The sequence below is a fragment of the Anaerolineae bacterium genome (assembly GCA_016931895.1).
In the GTDB taxonomy this organism is placed as follows: Bacteria; Chloroflexota; Anaerolineae; order 4572-78; family J111; genus JAFGNV01.
In genome coordinates this window covers 1-18,146 of the sequence record JAFGDY010000151.1, presented here as the reverse complement: position 1 = coordinate 18,146, position 18,146 = coordinate 1, and the positions used below count along the sequence as shown (strand labels likewise).

General features: G+C 54.8%; 10 protein-coding genes. 8 read left to right on the top strand and 2 right to left on the bottom strand.

All coding sequences use genetic code 11. The annotated features are described in order from the left end of the window. Positions 1-1,052: hypothetical protein (locus JW953_11540; protein ID MBN1993323.1), on the bottom strand; the 1,052-nt coding region annotated here is incomplete at its 3' end. Positions 1,053-1,067: 15 nt separating this feature from the next. Then, the gene (locus tag JW953_11535) at positions 1,068-1,274 is read right to left on the bottom strand and encodes a hypothetical protein (protein MBN1993322.1); all 207 of its coding nucleotides are present in this window, start codon (positions 1,272-1,274) and stop codon (positions 1,068-1,070) included. A 144-nt stretch (positions 1,275-1,418) separates the two neighbouring features. On the opposite strand from JW953_11535, the gene JW953_11530 reads away from it, so the two are divergent. The 8 genes from JW953_11530 to JW953_11495 all read left to right on the top strand — a co-directional run. Beyond that, positions 1,419-4,277 (top strand): tetratricopeptide repeat protein, encoded by a 2,859-nt coding sequence (locus JW953_11530; protein ID MBN1993321.1) that lies wholly within the window; start codon positions 1,419-1,421, stop codon positions 4,275-4,277. Next, on the top strand, positions 4,270-7,971 hold the full coding sequence (locus JW953_11525) for a tetratricopeptide repeat protein (GenBank protein ID MBN1993320.1): 3,702 nt from the start codon (positions 4,270-4,272) through the stop codon (positions 7,969-7,971). The genes JW953_11530 and JW953_11525 overlap by 8 nt, the downstream gene beginning before the upstream one ends. 206 nt (positions 7,972-8,177) lie before the next feature. Then, positions 8,178-9,161 (top strand): MoxR family ATPase, encoded by a 984-nt coding sequence (locus JW953_11520; GenBank protein ID MBN1993319.1) that lies wholly within the window; start codon positions 8,178-8,180, stop codon positions 9,159-9,161. Positions 9,162-9,232: 71 nt separating this feature from the next. Continuing rightward, positions 9,233-10,696, top strand: coding sequence for a VWA domain-containing protein (locus JW953_11515; GenBank protein MBN1993318.1), 1,464 nt, complete (start codon positions 9,233-9,235; stop codon positions 10,694-10,696). 303 nt (positions 10,697-10,999) lie between these two features. Beyond that, a complete protein-coding gene (locus JW953_11510) occupies positions 11,000-11,749 on the top strand; it encodes a 4'-phosphopantetheinyl transferase superfamily protein (protein MBN1993317.1) in 750 nt (249 codons plus the stop codon). Between the two features lie 156 nt (positions 11,750-11,905). Next, the gene (locus tag JW953_11505) at positions 11,906-13,840 is read left to right on the top strand and encodes an ABC transporter ATP-binding protein (protein ID MBN1993316.1); all 1,935 of its coding nucleotides are present in this window, start codon (positions 11,906-11,908) and stop codon (positions 13,838-13,840) included. A 136-nt stretch (positions 13,841-13,976) separates the two neighbouring features. Then, positions 13,977-15,902, top strand: a complete 1,926-nt coding sequence (locus JW953_11500) for a glycoside hydrolase family 127 protein (protein MBN1993315.1) — start codon at positions 13,977-13,979, stop codon at positions 15,900-15,902. A gap of 108 nt (positions 15,903-16,010) precedes the next feature. After that, a partial coding sequence (locus JW953_11495; GenBank protein MBN1993314.1) for a response regulator occupies positions 16,011-18,146 on the top strand: 2,136 nt, incomplete at its 3' end.

Sequence of the window (18,146 nt, the reverse complement as noted above, 5' to 3'; positions counted from 1 at the left end):
GCTTCGGGTTCCCCTAAATAGATTTCGTGATACTCCCCCGCCGGATCAATGAGGTCAATAAAGAGTATCTGGTTGGGGGAATTTGTCTGAACAACATTCACTTCGATCGGGCGCACGGCGGTATCGTAGCGTAACTCCAGCCACTCGACCGTGTCACTCCCCTCGGATTGCCAGGCCGTGTTCATCTCGCCACATTCAAAGGTGTTTGGCGCGCCGGTGGCCTCGCTGGCCGTGCGGCTGTGACTTCCATACTCGGAACTGGCCGTGGCTGAAGTGGCCCACTGTCGCAATGTTTCTCCTTGGCCGGTCAGGCTGTCACCGGCAGACACACTGGCTTCCCCGGATTCGGCGGAGGGGGAGCCTGGCTCAAAGAAAGTGACCGAGGTCATCACTGCCTCAAACAGCGGGGCCAATTCGTCGTCCCAACGCTCGGCGGGGGCTGCGCCAAGCATAACGAACTCTTGCGCGGGGGGAACGGCCACCACCACCAGCCGTCCGGCTACGGCTCGACCGCTGTCGTCGGTGCCGCTTATGTCCACGGCCAGGCCCATAACGCTGTCCACCATCACCTCGCGTTCGTCGGTCATGGCAAAGTCTGCTTCCATATCTTGCCGCCATCCGGCCAGCATTTGTTCACTGGTGATGCCCTCTTCGCCGGGATACCCCATAAACATGACGGAGGGGCCGATATCGGGGTCGGCGTCTGGAGCATTCATCCCAATAAAGCCAGGTTCGCCCTCAACGATGTAGTCCGGGATGGTCAGAAAAGCAAAGCCACCCTCTTCGCTACGATACTCCTCGCCGAGGGTGGGGGTATCTGCGGCTGTCTCTTCAGTTTTGGCAACGGTTTCTTGGGCCGCTTCTAGCGTGGCTTCTGTCTTTTCTGTTGTTGCTGCCTCGGTTGCTACTTCCTCTGTGGCAGCCACAGCGCCCGGCAAAGGCGGTTCAGCAGCCTCCTCTTTGCCGCTACCCAATAGACCGCAAGGAATACAGGCCAGGCTGGTCAGCGTGACCACCAACAAAAAGATTAAAGGTGCAAATTTGTGTTTCATTGGAAAAGTCTCCTTTCATGGTTTGTCATCATTTTCTTCTTGATAACTTAATATTTCACCTGTCTGTTCTTCTAAAAAGGCAATGAGTTGACGCAGCGAGGCAAAGCCTTGACGCTCGCCCGTATGCGGATTTTCCACCGTCGCCCGCCAGGCGGTTGATTCGTTGTCTCGCCGTAAACGAAGCAGGTAGGCCAGGTAATTGCCTGGTTTGCTCTTGGTCATCGGCATGCATAGCCCCTTTGGTCAATTGCCCACTTCTATATTTTCCGGCTATAATGATTGGTGAACCTGGGTTCAAGCCTGCATTATCTTGATCCTAACATATTGCCGTTTCAAATTCGTTTCAGTAACGTTTCAGGACTGGTCATGGCTGACTTTTTGGAGATTTCTCTCCTGGGCGGAGTAACAATCAAGCGCAATGGAGAGCCGGTCAAAGAATTGACCTCGCGCAAGGCCATGGCCCTGTTTATCTACCTGGCCTGCCACCACCAACGCGCGTTTCCCCGAGAAACCCTGGCCGATTTGTTTTATAGCGACCTGCCGCAGCAGCGAGCTATGGCCAATTTGCGCGTGTTACTGCACCGGCTAGGTCCCTTGGCCACTGATCTCCACGTCACCCGGCAGACGGTTGGCTTCAGCCCGGCCAACGACTATTGGCTTGACGTGACGGCGTTTGAGCAACAACTGGCCGTTGCGGCCGGCGCTAACCCCACAGGCACTACCCTTTCCCCTACTACAACCGAACAATTGGCCGCAGCCCTGGCCTTGTATCAGGGCGATTTTCTGGCCGGTTTCCACCTGGCCGAAACCTATAATTTTGAAGAATGGGTGGTGGTTGAGCAGGAGCGGTTGCACCGGCTGGCCGTGGAGGCGCTGGGCAAGCTGGCTGGCTATTACCTGGATGAAGGACAATATCAGGCTGGAGTTGAATCGGCGGCGCATCTGTTGCAACTTGACCCGTTGAGCGAGGAAGCTCACCGGCAGATGATGGCGTTGTTGGCGCAGAGCGGCCAGCGTAGCGCAGCCCTGGCCCAGTATGAACGTTGTCGCCAGATTTTAGCCGATGAGTTGGGCGTGGGGCCATCCTCAACCACAATCGCGCTCTATGAACACATCCAGACGATGGCCTTAAGGGAACAGTTTCCGGCCAAACGCCCGCACAACCTGCCCTGTTCGATTAGCCCCTTTGTGGGCCGGGCTACAGAATTGGCCCAACTCAGAGAGCGATTGTTTGATCCCGGTTGCCGGTTGTTGACGCTGGTGGGGCTGGGGGGCATTGGCAAAACCTGCCTGGCTTTACAGATAGCCCATCAGCTTGTGGCTGAAGATAACCCGCCGATCTTCAGAAACGGAATTTATTTTGTCTTTCTGGCCGCAGTAAGCGCCCCGGAGTTAATGGCGGCCAAAATTGCCGATGCGCTCAAATTTTCTTTTCATGGGCCTGAAAATCCCGAAAGGCAACTCATAGACTATCTCAGCCATACCCGGCGCGACCTGCTGCTCATCCTGGACAGTTTTGAACATCTCCTGCCGGAAAGTAAATTGGTTGTTGAGATGCTGGAACGTGCCCCTCTGGTCAAGATCATGGCTGTTTCGCGGGAACGCCTCAATGTTCCCGGCGAGTGGCTGTTCAAGGTAAGAGAGCTTAATTATCCTGCCCGTGAAGTCCAACCGGAAAACCTTGAAGATTTCAGCGCCATCCAACTGTTTGCCCAAACTGCCCGGCGAATTCAGCCGGGCTTTTCCCTGTCTGCGGCCGAGCAACCTTTTGTTATGCAGATCTGCCAATTGGTAGAAGGAATGCCCCTGGCCATCGAGTTAGCCGCCGCCTGGCTGCGGGTCTTGTCTTGCCGGGAAATTGCCCAGGAAATCCGGCAGAATCTTGACTTTTTAAGCACCACCTCCCAGCAGGTGGCCGAACGCCACCGCAGCCTGCGGGCGGTTTTCGATCACACCTGGCGACTGCTGCCTTTCGCCGAAAGAGGCGTTTTTGCCCGCCTGTCTGTTTTTCGGGGAGAGTTTGATCGCCGGGCCGCAGCACAGGTAGCCGGGGCGACTCTGCCTATGCTGGGCACGCTGGCGGATAAATCGTTACTGCGCCGGAACTCAACCCAACCCGGTAGTTTTGCTGGCGGCAACGATGTTGCGACCCGCAATGGCGTTGCGACCCGCAACGATGCTGGGACACGATACGAAATGCACGACCTCTTACAGCGTTACGCGGCGGAGAAAATGGCTCAAACCCCAGCAGAACAAATAGCCGCCCAAAACGCGCACTGCCATTATTACGCCCATTTTCTCCGGCAAAAAACAGCCGCCCTCAAAGGAGGGCAGCAGCGTGAGGCGTTGCAAGCCATTAATCTTGAGATCGAAAACGTGCGCGCGGCCTGGAACTGGGCTATTGCTCATGGTTGTCTCACCGAAATCGGGCAGGCGTTGGAGAGTTTGTTTCATTTCTATGATATGCGCAGTTGGTTTCGAGAGGGCGAAGAAGCCTTTGGTCGCGCTGCGGCGGCTCTGATCCCGCCGGGCCGTTCAATCCATCAACTTGAGGGAGAAGCGGCCAAAATTGCGGGCATGTTACAGGCGCGGCAAGGATGGTTCAATTTTCACCTGGGCCAACATGCCCTGGCCCAAGAAAAACTCCAGAACGGCCTGGCGCTGTTACGTGGCTTGGGCGCTCAGGCAGAAATGGTGTTTTGCCTCAATTATCTGGCCGCCGTGCAGCGTCATCTGGGTGAATATACCCCGGCCCGGCAGGCTTTGGCAGAAAGTTTGGCTATTTGTCGGGAGCTGGATGATCGGTTTGGGGCCAGTATTGCCCTAAACCTTCTCGGCCAGATTGCTTCGCTGCAAGGGGAATATGGCTCGGCGCAAACATTATGCCAGGAAGCCCTGGCCCTCAAACGAGAAATTGGCGACCGGTGGGGCATGACGTACTCCTTGGCCTACCTGGGCCGGGTAGCCGAGGCTTTGGGAGATTACGCCGCTGCCAGAGACCTTTTTCTGGAAAGCCTGGCCATTTACCATGAGATAGACGACCGCCGGGGCATTGCTTTTTGCTGCCAGAACTTGGGGGATATATTCAAAGCTTTGGCGGAATATAATGAGGCGAAACGCTTGTATCAGGAAGCCTTGACCTTGTTCCAGGAGATTGGTCATCAATTAGGTATGGAGCAAGTCACCCATGCTATCGCCGCCCTGGAGCGGGCACATCATGCGTAACCTTGTTCCTCATTTCATCCTCAAAAATTTTGCCAGGCACAAATTTGCGGGACATTTTTCGGCCGTCAGCCTGTTTATAGATACCTCCGGCTTTACCCAGATCACGGCCGCTTTGCAGCAACACGGCCAGGAAGGAGCCGAAGTTTTGGCCGGGGTGCTGCGGGCTGTTTTTGAGCCGTTCATCCAAGCCGTTTACGCCCAAGGCGGTTTTGTGGCTAATTTCAGCGGCGATGGTTTTACCGCCCTGTTTCCAGGCCGGCAAATATTAACCTACCAACGCGCCCTGGCCGCCGCCTGGCAAATCAGCCAGCACAACACGGCTCATCCCGGTTATGATACCCGTTACGGCGCTTTCACTTTCACCGTCAAAGCCAGCCTGGCCGACGGTCAGGTGCAATGGGGAATTTTCCCAGCCGAAGCTTCTCAGGTTGAGGCAGACCAACATATCTACTATTTTTGTGGCCAGGCCATTGATCGCTGTATCGAGGGCGAACAGATCATCGAGGGGGGGCAGATGGCTTTGAGCCAAACGGTTTATGCGATTTTGCGCGATTATGTAGTGGCTGAACCCGTCGCCGGTTACTTGCGGGTCAAAGAAATTCAGGGTGAATTACCCCTGCCCCAGCCGGTAAAATTACCCTCACCCGGGCTTGAGCAAACTGCCTTTTTTGCGCCTGCCCTTCATCAATTGACCATGCAGGGGGAGTTTCGCCAGGTTGTCACCATGTTTATCAATCTGCAAGCCCTTGCCGCCGGTAATCCTCTACCCGAATTTATAAAACTCTGTTTGCGCCTGCTCCGGGAGTACGGCGGCCATCTGGCCCGAATTGCCCGGATTGGCGGGCAGGATGCAGGCTATACCTTGTTGCTGTTTTGGGGAGCGCCAATAAGTTTTGAAAACAACGTTGAACGGGCGCTCAATTTTATTTTGGACCTCCGACAAGCTACGCCCGCCATTCCCTGCCGGGTTGGCTTGACTTACGCTATGGCTTATGCCGGTTTTGTTGGCTCAACTTTACGGGAGGAGTACACCTGCTATGGTTTGCGGGTTAATCAGGCGGCCCGGCAAATGGTTGCTGCCGCCTGGGGCGAGGTGTGGCTGGACGAAGCGGCCGCCCGGCAGTCTCGCGCCCCGACCCGGCAAGGGGGAACTTGCTTTGCAGTGGACTCAGCCGGCCTTTTTGCCTTCAAGGGTTTCAATGAAAAGCAGCCGGTGTATGTCTTCCGGGGACGCAAGGCGGGCGCGCCAGTTTTTTTTTTAGGCAGTCTGGTTGGCCGTCAACGTGAATTGACGCAATTGGGTGAGTTTATCCAGCCTATTTTTGAAAGACAATTTGCCGGGGTAATCACGATTTATGGCGAGGCGGGGATTGGCAAAAGTCGCCTTTTGTATGAGTTTAAGCAGCATTGCGAAACGTATCGTAACGGTGACGCTCCGGCCTGGTTTCACTGTCCCGCAAACGAAGTGCGGCGGCAATCGCTGCATCCCTGGCGCTATTTTCTGCGCATTTACTTTGACCAAACTTCAGCCGCCGGTCAACCTGCCGCCGAAAGCAAAAATCGGGCGGCTTTTACCCAAAAATTGGAGACCCTGTGCAGCCGCCTCCCAAACTCGGCGTGGCAAACTGAATTGGTCCGCGCCCGGCCTTTCCTGGCTGCTTTGGTAGACTTGCCCTGGCCTGACTCTCTCTATGAGCAGTTGGAGCCGCCATTACGCTTTGAAAATACTCTGGCCGCCCTTAAAAATTTGCTCCTGGCCGAAAGCCAGCTTCAGCCGGTGATTTTAGTTTTAGAAGACGCGCAGTGGCTGGACGATGACTCGGCTGAATTTCTCAAACATCTGACGCGCAATGTGGCTACATCTCCCCTGGCTGTTTTGCTGGCCAGCCGCGTCCCCCTCCCACCGGACTTGCTTGATCCCGCTACGCCTTGCCATGTCCTACGCCTGGAATCGCTGGCCACGGTTGAGATTCAGGCTCTGGCCGAGGCGCAGTTATCCGCGCAGGTGGGATCGCTTTTGGTGGAGCTGCTGGCCAGCCGGACCGGGGGCAATCCTTTTTTTGTGGAGCAATTATTGCACTACCTGGTTGAACAGGGGCTGTTGAGCCAGGATGAGACCGGCCTCATCCCCACCGAAACCAATGGGCGACTCCCGGCGGATGTGCGGGCCGTGCTCATTGCTCGTCTGGATGGTCTATCGCCGGCTGCCAGAGAGGTGGTGCAGACGGCGGCCGTTTTAGGCCGGGAGTTTGATTTGCCCCTGCTGGCCCGGATGATGTTTAATGACCCGCAGCTAGAAGCCAGGGTTCAAGAAGTTGCCCGGGCCGTGATCTGGTTGGCCTTAACCGAGACCCGTTATCTTTTTACGCATGCCCTGATGCGTGACGCTGTTTACGATATGCAATTACGGGCGAATCTGCGCGCCTTGCATCGGCTGGCGGGCGAGTCAATTAAAAAGCTCTATGCCGATGACGTGGCCCCCTACTATGCCGACCTGGTTTACCATTATGGCCAGGCCGGGGAGATTGAGCAGGAACGCAGTTACGCCAAACTGGCCGGGGAACAGGCTGCCACGCGATATGCCAACGCTGAAGCCATCGCCTATCTCAGCCGCGCCCTTGATCTCACCCCGCCAACGGATTACGAGGAACGCTATGCCTTACTGATGGCCCGGGAGAAAGTTTACGACCTGCAGGGCCAGCGGGAAGCCCGCCGGGAAAATCTGGCGTTGCTGGCAGAAGTGGTGGCCGCGTTACCGGATGCGCAGAAGCAAGCCCAAGTTGCTGTTTACCGGTCTCGTTATGCCCGGTCAGTGGGCGACTACTCAGGTGCCACAGCCTTTGCCCAAACCGTGCTTGACCTTTCCCGTAAGCTTGGCGACCGGCTCCTGAAAAGCCAGGGTTTACAGAATCTTGGCCTGGTCGCTCGCCACCAGGGCGATTATGTTCAGGCCAGAGCTTATTTTGAACAGGCTCTGCATCTTTATCAGGAGCTTGGCGACCGGCCGGGGGAAGCAGCCGCTCTGGGCAACCTGGGTGGCATCTGCAATCTCCAGGGTGATTTTACCGGCGCTCAGACCTATCACCAACAGGGCTTGCGCCTGGCCCGCGAGTTGAACTATCGGCAGGGAGAGGGCTTGTCCCTCAACAGCCTGGGCAATATCTGTGGCAAACAGGGCGACTATGCTCAGGCCCAACACTATTATGAGCAAGCGCTGCGCATTTTTCACCAGATTGGCTATCGGGCCGGCGAAGGTTTGGCACTGCAAAACCTGGGCAATATCAGCCTGTTGCAGGGCGATTATGCGGCCGCCAGCACTTACCTTGAGCAATCTTTAGCCATTAGATGCGAGCTTGGCGACCAGGCGAGTGTGGGCCAGGTGCTTATCAGTCTGGCCGGCGTGTCGTATAAACAGGGTGACTATGCCCTGGCCCGGACCTATTTTGAGCAGGCGCTCCAGATCTCGCGCAAAATTGGCGACCTGGCCGGAGAAGCGGCTGCGCTGCATAATCTTGGCCTGATGGCCATGGATCAGGGGGAGTTTGCCCAGGCCCGGGTTTATTTTGAGCAGACGCTGTCTATCTACCAGGCCGGTGGTAACCGGCATGGCCAGGCTATTGTCCTTAAGAATCTGGAGAATGTGCGTCAATGGGAAAGCGAAAATCCTGATCCAGATAATTCTCATTGTCCTTGACAATCGGCCCTTCGCCAGCCATAATATCCCCATTGTGTCCGATGGCCGGCTGTCCCCCGCTGCAACTTGACCCCCTGCTCATTTCGTATTCGCTGTTGTCATCATTCCTATCGGTATAGTCCGGATTACGTATTTCGTAAAGAATCCTAAAAATGCAAGCTGGCCATTGCGGCCCAACAATACGTAATCCGTAACAGGAGTAACCAATGTCTGAAGCAAGGCAAACCATCAAAAAAAATCTGGCTAACCAGCAATACATAGCCTCTGATGAAATCGCCACCGTTATTTTCCTGGCCGATCAACTGGGCAAGCCCGTTCTTACCGAAGGACCGGCCGGAGTGGGCAAAACCGAGTTAGGCAAAGTGTGGGCCGCAGCTACGGGCCGCCGCCTGATTCGCTTGCAGTGCTACGAGGGCTTGGATGAAACCAAAGCCCTTTACGAATGGGAATATGCCAAACAAATGCTCTACACCCAACTACTGCGGGCCAAGCTGGAAAACGTGATTGGCGACGCCGTCTCCCTCAAAGAAGCCGCCGACCGTATTGCCGCCGAAGAAGAGATTTTTTTCTCTGAGCGGTTTCTGCTGCCCCGCCCCCTGTTGTTGGCCCTCACCTCCGACCAGCCGGTGGTGTTGCTCATTGACGAGATTGACCGGGCCGACGTGGAATTTGAAGCCTTTCTTCTGGAAGTGCTCAGCGATTTTCAGGTGAGTGTGCCCGAACTGGGCACGATCAAGGCCAAACATCATCCCATGGTTTTATTGACCAGCAACAACACCCGCGAACTCAGCGAGGCTCTCAAACGTCGCTGCCTGTATATCTTTTTGGATTATCCTACGGTTGAAGCGGAATTAGACATTGTGCGGCTAAAAGTGCCCGACCTGGCCCCGGAATTGGCCCGGCAGGCGGTCGAGCTGGTCAATCAATTGCGCAGCCTGGATTTAAAAAAGACGCCCTCCATTAGCGAAACCCTGGATTGGGCCAAAGCCCTGGTCAAGCTCAATGCCAACCAGTTGGACCAAAAAACCGTGGAAACTACCATGAGCGTTCTGCTCAAACATGAAACCGACATCATTAGAGCCAAACGCGCCCTGTCTCGCCGCGGGCCTAATGGGGGGACGCGTCGCCCCGGCCCCGGCGATTTTGATCCTGACGATTGGGCGAGTTACCGGATGCTGGGCAATAAGTAGGGGCGGGTGTCGAGTGTTAGGTAATGCATTAAGCTGAGGAGAATTTTGCTGGCCAGGCGGGGGAATGAATTATGGATCAACGTATCATAGATTTTATTGCCGGACTGCGGGCCGCGGGCGTGCGCGTTTCAATTGCCGAAAGTGAGGACGCTTTTAAGGCGACCGGCTGTATAGGCATTCTCAATAAAAACGAGTTCCAGGCTTCTCTGCGAGCCACGCTGGTGAAAGAAGCCAATGATCGGCCCATTTTTGACCAACTATTTCCGCTATACTTTGGCAGCGGCGGCCCGCCGCTGCTCAACCTTATGGATGATCTGTCGCCGGAGGAGAAGCAACTTCTGGCCCAGGCTTTGCGGGCGTTGCTGGAACAAATGCGCCAAAACGAGCAGCGGCGAGACATGCAGCAGCGTCAGCGGGGAGGTTCCGCTTCTGCCCAAAACCAACTCAATAATCTCATGCAGTTGTTACAATGGTTATTGCAGGGCCAAAATCCCAATCCAGAAATGCTTGACCGGCTGGGCCGGCAGGCCGGCGTGCCCCGGGCTGACCATCCCTTTCAGCAGCGCTGGCTAGAGCAGCGCATCCAGCGCCAATTGGGCATGCAGTTGCTGGAACAGCTATTGGCCCAACTGCCGGAATTGCTTAAACAATTGGGGATGAGTCAAAAAGCCATTGACCAATTGGTGGAAGGGATGGAAGCCAATCGCGAAGCGCTGGCGGAACAGATAGCCCAACAGGTGGGCGCGGCCATTGCTCGCCAGCGGGCCGAGAGTCACCGGCAGCAAAAACAGGACGGCGTTGATTTGATGCATCGTCCCTTCAAAAACCTCAGCGAGCGCGAGGCCCAGCTTTTACGGGATCAGGTGCGGCGTTTGGCCGCGCAATTACGTAGCCGGGCGGCCTTGCGCCAGAAGCGGGGCAAAAGCGGCGTGCTGGATGTCAAACGGACCTTCCGCTCAAACCTGATCTACGGCGGGGTGCCGCTGGAACTCAAATTCAAAACTCGTCGTCTCAAACCCAAGCTGCTGCTCATTTGTGATGTTTCGACCAGCATGCGGGCAGTGGTTGAATTTTTACTGCGCCTGATTTACGAGTTGCAGGACCAGGTAGCCAGCGCGCACAGCTTTGCCTTTATTGACGACCTGGAGGACATTAGCCAGAATTTTGCCGAGTACCCGGCCGATGTGGCCATTGAAGTAGTGCTGACCCGCTTGCAGCCGGGCCACTACAACACCGATTTGGGCAATAGCCTGAACACGCTCATGCAGCGTTACGCCGGCGCTATTGACCATCGCACCACTGTTATTTTTGTGGGCGATGCGCGCAACAATTATAACAATCCCCGCCTGGATTTGATGGAGCAAATCAAACGGCGCAGCAAGCGCATCATCTGGCTCAACCCGGAACACCCCCGCCAGTGGGGTGCCGGCGATAGCGATATGCCGGCCTATCTCCCTTACACCCACGCCATCCACCGGGTCAGCACCCTGGCCGAGTTGACCGTAGCGGTGGATAAGTTACTGACCACGCCTTGAAAATAACCAAAAAGCCGGATAGTCATGCAGACCTCTCAGGGATTTTGCCAGGGAGGTCTTTTCGTGATACCCTATGGAGGGTAGATGTAGTACTTTTGGGCTAATCTCTAACAATTTTCCAATACTTTTTACAGGAAAAACCAATTATTTTTTGTTAAAATATGGCCTGGATGTTTTTGGGTTGGCATAAAAATTGTAACAATCTATTTGGGAAGAAATATTCTTTAGCTTAGATTTGGATACCTATTCCTGGAAATGGTGATGATGGAAAGTATGCTTGTTATTGATCACTCAGAACAAACAATGACCCCTTTTGCGTTTTGGTCTTATCCGCCAGAAATTTTAAATTTATCGCAGGATGAAATTCACATTTGGCGTGCTTCTTTAGATGTGGAGCCGTCGTGGGTGCAGGACCTTCAACAAATCCTCTCGCCCGACGAACAGGCCCGGGCGGCGCGTTTTCATTTTGAGAAAGACCGTGAGCATTACATTGTAGCGCGTGGTTTGCTGAGAATCATTTTGGGGCGTTACCTGGAGATGGAGCCGCATGAATTATCCTTTAGTTATGGCCCTTATGGCAAGCCGGGCTTGACCACTTTGCTTGGCCACAATGTGCTCAATTTCAATATGTCCCATTCGCATGGCCTGGCTATCTATGGGTTCACCCGTGGCCGAAAAATAGGCGTTGACCTGGAACGCATTCACACCGATTTTGCCTGTGAGCAGATTGCCAAACGCTTTTTTACCCCCAACGAATTTGCCATATTACACGCCCTCCCCGCCGAGATGAAACACGAAGCCTTTTTCAATTGTTGGACGCGCAAAGAAGCCTATATCAAAGCCAGGGGCCAGGGTCTTTCCTTCTCGCTGAATCAATTTGAGGTTTCTTTCACGCCGGGCGAACCGGCCAAATTGTTAAATATTGCGGAAGACCCCTATGAAGCGGCTCGCTGGTCGTTGGTGGAACTGGAGCCAGACCCTTGTTTTGCGGCTGCGCTGGCCGTGGAAGGACATGATTGGCAGCTCAGTTGCTGGCACTGGCTGGAGTACTAAACGTTATTCTCCTCGTTCATCCCCAAATTTGAAAGCGTGAAAGTGAGGAAATGTGATGGATGTAAGTTCTCAACTTGCATGCTTTCGGTTGATTCAGGCTGATTGATACGTATAATGATAGACACGCTTCCAAAATGAAAGTGAGGTAACGGATCAATGTGGCATGGCGGCGGTTGGTGGAGTTACATCCGATATGATGAAGAACGAGATCGGCCTCAATTTAGTTGGGCGCTCTTACAACGGGTGTGGCGTTACGCCAAACCTTATTGGCTTAAGACGGTTGGTTTACTGATAACCATTTTTGTGATCACCGGCCTGAGTCTCATTCCTCCCCTTCTGTATCGAGATTTGATAGATAATGCCTTGCCCAATCAAGATGTAACTCGCTTGATCTGGCTGACGCTGGCGATGATCGGTATTCCGCTTGTCAATGCGCTTGTTGGTCTGGTTCAGCGTTACCTCAGTGCCACCACGGGGGAGCATCTGATTGCTGATCTGCGTAATGCCTTGTTCAATCATCTGCATGGCATGGGCCTCAGGTTCTTTACGTATTCACGGACGGGCGAATTGATGAGTCGCTTGAACAATGATGTGGTGGGGGCGCAGAGTGCGTTGACCGGCACATTCGTCAATATTGTTTCCAATGTCGTCTCTGTCGTTGCTACGCTGGCCATTATGATCACGCTGGAATGGCGATTAACCCTGTTGAGTGTCATCATTTTACCGCTGTTTGTTTTGCCCACCCGCCGGGTAGGGCGGATGTTGCGCGAAGTACGCCGTGACAGTATGGAACTGAACGCCAAAATGAATGCGCTTATGCAGGAAACGCTCAATGTCAGCGGGGTATTGTTAGTTAAGCTGTTTGGCCGGCAAGCCGATGAAATGGAGAAATTCCGGGAGCGCAGCGGATTGGTAGCCGACATCGGGATTCGTTCGGCGATGATTGGCCGCTGGTTCTTTTTAGGATTAGGGTTGGTGAGCGCCGTAGGTACGGCTGTAGTGTTTGGTGTTGGCGGTTATCTCGTCATCGAGGGCGTTTTCACGGTGGGCACCATTGTGGCGTTTGGTGCCTATTTGACCCAACTCTATGGCCCCTTGAGCGCGATGAGTAACGCCCACATTGAGTTAGCCACCAGTATGGTCAGTTTTGAACGTGTCTTTGAAATTTTGGACCTGGAGCAGGAAATTGAAGACAGGCCTGAAGCTGTTGAATTGAAGGATGTGGCAGGCCGGGTTACTTTTGAAAATGTGTCGTTCAGTTATACCGCCGGCGGCGACGGCGGAGCCGGGGCGTTGGGTTTGACCATAGACCGCTTACCGGACGGCGATAATGGCCGTTCGTCTACAACCCCGGCGGTTGTGGCCAGCCGCAGTATGGCCGTTGAAGCGATCAGTTTTGAGATCAAACCGGGCCAATTGGCCGCGGTGGTAGGCCCCAGCGGGGCCGGCAAAACCACCCTCACTTACCTGCTGCCCCGTTTGTACGACCCTACCGAAGGCCGTATTTGTATTGACGGCCACGATCTGCGGAATGTCACCCAAAAGTCGTTGGTTTCGGCTATTGGCATGGTGACGCAAGAAACCTATCTGTTTCACGATACCATCAAGGCCAACTTGCTTTATGCCAAACCCAGGGCTACCCAGGATGAAATTGAAGCCGCGTGTCGAGCCGCTAATATTCATCATTTTATTGCCGGGTTGCCGGATGGGTATAAAACCGTGGTGGGGGAGCGGGGCTATCGTTTGAGCGGGGGCGAAAAGCAGCGGGTCGCCATTGGCCGCGTTATCCTCAAAGACCCGCGCTTGCTCATATTGGACGAAGCCACCAGCAGCCTTGACAGCCAAAGTGAGGCCCTCATTCAGGAAGCCCTGGAGCGCATTATGCAGAAACGTACCAGCCTGGTCATCGCCCACCGGCTCAGCACCATCCTGGCGGCTGACGTGATTTTGGTGATGGATCAGGGCCGTTTGGTGGAACAGGGGCATCGTCGGGGGTCTCGGTCGGCCCACGAGGAATTGCTGGCCCGGGGCGGGCTGTATGCTCACCTTTACCAAACCCAATTTCGACACACCCCTAATCTTATTGCTTAACAACGATGATAACCAGACACCTCTTAAGGTTGGGCCAAATCCCAGGAGGAGTGCCCTTATCCTTCGCCCGTCTTGGGGGTAACACTTGGCCCGGGAGAAAGATTCGAGTAAGATAGACGGCCTAAGGAGATTCCTAATGTACCCAAACACTATTAAGGCGGTACCCCTGAAAAACGTAACCATTGGCCAGGGATTTTGGGGAGCGCGGATTGACACCAATCGCACTGCCACCCTGCCCATTGAATACGAGCAGCTTAAAAAAACCGGCCGGATTGAGGCGTGGAAACTGGATTGGCATGAAGGCATGCCTTACAAACCACACCGCTTTTGGGATTCAGACTCGGCCAAATGGATCGAGGCAGCGGCCTACAGTTTGACCTCTCACCCGGATGAACAATTGGCCGCACTGGTTGATAAAGTGATTGACCTGATTGAAACGGCCCAACAACCGGATGGCTATTTGAATATTTATTACACCGCGATTGAACCGGAAAATCGTTGGGCCAATTTACGTGACTGGCACGAGTTGTACTGTGCCGGTCACCTGATTGAGGCGGCGGTGGCTTATTTTGAAGCTACGGGCAAAGACAAATTGCTGAAGGTGATGATCCGCTACGCCGACTACATTGGTCAGACTTTTGGTTCCCAAAAAGGCCAAAAGCGTGGCTATCCCGGCCATCAGGAGATTGAGCTGGCCTTGGTCAAACTTTACCGCGCTACCGGCGAAAAACGTTACCTTGACCTGTCCAAGTTTTTTATTGACGAGCGTGGCCGGCAGCCGCATTACTTTGACCTGGAAGCCAGGGCGCGCAACGAAGACCCCGTTAAAGATTATTGGGCCGGAACCCACCAGTACAACCAGGCCCACCTGCCGGTGCGGGAGCAAACAGAAGTGGTTGGCCACGCCGTACGCGCCTGTTATATGTACGCCGGTATGGCCGACGTTGCCGCCGAAACCAACGATCCAACCCTATTCGAGGCGCTGCAACGCCTGTGGCGGAATGTCACCGAAAAGCGGATGTACCTCACCGGCGGTATTGGCCCCACCCTCAGCAACGAAGGTTTTACCTTTGATTATGACCTGCCCAATGAGATGGCCTATGCCGAAACCTGCGCCGCCATCGCCCTGGTTTTTTGGGCGCACCGTATGTTTCATTTGGACCCTGACGGTGTTTATATTGATGTGCTGGAACGCGCCCTGTACAACGGCGTATTGAGCGGCGTTTCTTTGGACGGCGCTAGCTTTTTTTATGCCAACCCCCTGGCGGCCTTTCCTCAGGTCAATCCGTATCCCGGCGTCCTCCTCAACAAAACCGGGTACTATCGCCGCAGCGAATGGTTTGACTGCGCCTGCTGCCCGCCCAACCTGGCCCGGCTGCTGGCCAGGTTGGGCCAGTATGTCTACTCAACGGGCCAGAACAAAATTTACGTTCATTTCTACACCACCGCCGAGGCCCAAATTGACCTGAACGGCCGGGCCATTCGGCTAGAACAACAAACCCGTTATCCCTGGGACGAGACCGTCCGCTTCACCGTTCACCCCCAACAGCCTGGACAATTTTCCCTGGCCCTGCGCGTGCCGGGTTGGTGTCGCCGGGCCGAAATAAAGGTCAACGGACAGATTGTTCCCCCAGCGACCGAACGGGGCTATGCTCAAGTTGACCGAACCTGGCAGCCCGGCGACCGGGTTGAATTGACCCTCTCTATGCCGGTGGAACGGATAGAGGCGCATCCGCGGGTCCGGCAAGATGCCGGGCGTTTCGCCTTGCAGCGCGGCCCGGTGGTTTATTGCCTGGAAGAAGCGGACAACGGCCCCAACCTGGCCCACGTGCTTATTCCCGGGGAGAATAAACTGGCCGTAACATTTGAGCGCGATCTTTTGGGCGGCGTGTCTGTGATAACCGGCCAGGCCCTGCGCCGCGATACAAACGACTGGCAGAATACACTTTACCGGCCCCTGGAATCGTCAAATATGCTCCCCTTCACCTTTAAGGCCATCCCCTACTGCTGCTGGGCCAACCGGCAACCCGGTGAAATGCGGGTATGGTTAAGGGAGGGGTAACTAAGTTTGTCCGGGATACTTTTCCAAAAATGACGGTGAATAATGATGAAGGGAGCAACCTCCAATTTTGCATCCGATTTGCGCCTCTCCCCAGTATGGGTGATAGCCGTGATGTTGGTAGTTGGCGTGGCTACTGGGGTAATAGGCCAGGTTCAGCAGAAGACAGCAGATTGGACTACCATGCTGGACTTTACCCTGCTGGTCTTTGGCTTAACATTAGCGGCCTGGTTTCTGAACAGTTGGCGGCCTCGATTAGGAGAGTGGGGGACCATTATTGGCCTGATTACAATTATTTACTGGGGCGATCAATGGTTGGGCGTACCGGGTTTTTTGACCCTGTTGGTAATACCTACGGCGCTGGCGGCGGCATTGTTAAGCCTCTCGGCGGCCGCCGTGATTGCCCTGGGCCAAACCGGCCTTTTGGTAATCCCTGGAATCGTAGGAATAGGCTCCGCCCCGGCCACTATTATTCCTCCGCTGCTGGCCATTTGGGCCATCCTGGGCGTAATGGCGGCAGTGTACCAACCCATCTATCAGGTAGCGCAATGGGCCTGGAATTATTTTCAACAAGCCCAAACATTGCTGGAAGAGGCCCAAAGCCGCAAAATGGAATTGGAACAAGCTCTGGAAGACCTGGCCCAGGCCAATTTGCAACTCACCCGGCTCAACGTGATGGCCCAGGGACTGCGCCAGGTGGCCGAAAACGCGCGTCGCGCCAAAGAGGAGTTTGTGGCCAATGTGAGCCACGAGTTGCGCACACCGCTCAACATGATTGTCGGCTTTAGTGAAACCATCCTGCAATCTCCCCAAACCTACGGCGACAGAATTCCCCCGGCCTTGCTGGCCGACTTGATGGTGGTTTATCGCAACGCCGAGCATCTATCCGGCTTGATTGACGACGTGCTTGATTTGAGCCAGATTGACGCCGAACAAATGGCCCTGACCAAAGAAGAAGTCCAGTTTTTAGAAATTGTCGAGGAGGCCGCCACCGCCATCCGTCCGCTTTACGATTCAAAAGGACTGTATTTGGAATTGAAAATACCGGCGAATCTGCCCCCTGTTTTTTGCGACCGCACCCGCATGCGGGAAGTGTTGTTGAATTTACTCAGCAACGCCGGCCGTTTCACCGACCGGGGAGGAGTGGGATTGCGAATTTGGCTGGACACAAACGACATAATGGTGAGCGTCACCGACAGCGGTCCGGGCATTACCGCCGAAGAAATGGCCAAACTGTTCCAACCATTTCAACAATTGGATAGCTCTATCCGACGGCGTTACGGTGGCACCGGCCTGGGCTTGAGCATCAGCGAACGTTTTATCAAACTGCACGGCGGCAAAATTTGGGTTGAAAGCAAAAAGGGGGTGGGCACTACTTTTTATTTTCGCATTCCGGCAAAGCCGCCGGTTTTAGCCGAGGATGGCTTTTTGCGTGGTCTCACCCCGGATTGGGATTTTTTACAACGGACTCGGCCTAGCGCCGCCCCCAAAACCGTTGTTCGCCCGCGTTTTGTGATCCTGGAAGCCGGTAATGTTTTGCAGCGTTTGCTCAACCGCTATTGGAATGAAGTGGAAATTGTTCCGGCAGCCAGCCTGGCCGAAGCCATTGAGGAGATCACCCGGGTGCCCACGCAGGGGTTATTGGTCAACGAACCTTCGGTCAGCAAAACCCTTGACGCCATTACGTCGGCCCGCTTATTCCCCAACGATACGCCGGTAATCATTTGCTCAATACTCACGCCAGACGAAGAGTGTACCTCCCGGGGAGCGTCGGCGCGATTGGTTAAACCCATTTCTCAAGAACGAATGTTGCAGGTCCTGGATCAACTCGACATCAAGGCGGGAACGATTTTGATTGTGGATGATGAACCTGACGCCTTGCAGTTGTTCAGGCGTATGCTGGTTTCGGCGGGGCGCGATTACAAGATTCTCCTGGCCCGGGACGGGCAGGAAGCCCTGAATATTATTCGGGAACGCCGGCCCGATGTGATTCTGCTCGACTTGATTATGCCCACCATAGACGGGTTTCAATTTTTGGAATTGAGAAGCCAGCAGCCTGACCTGCTGGAAATCCCGGTGGTGATTATTTCGGCCCGCGATCCGGCGGGCCAACCCATTGTCAGCAAGGCCCTGGCCGTCACGGGAGGTAGAGGATTATCTGTCCGGCAGCTACTGGCTAGCATGGAGGCCTTGCTTAAGGTGCTGGCGACATCCGGGCCAGTTGGCGATCTAATGCCGACAGTAACG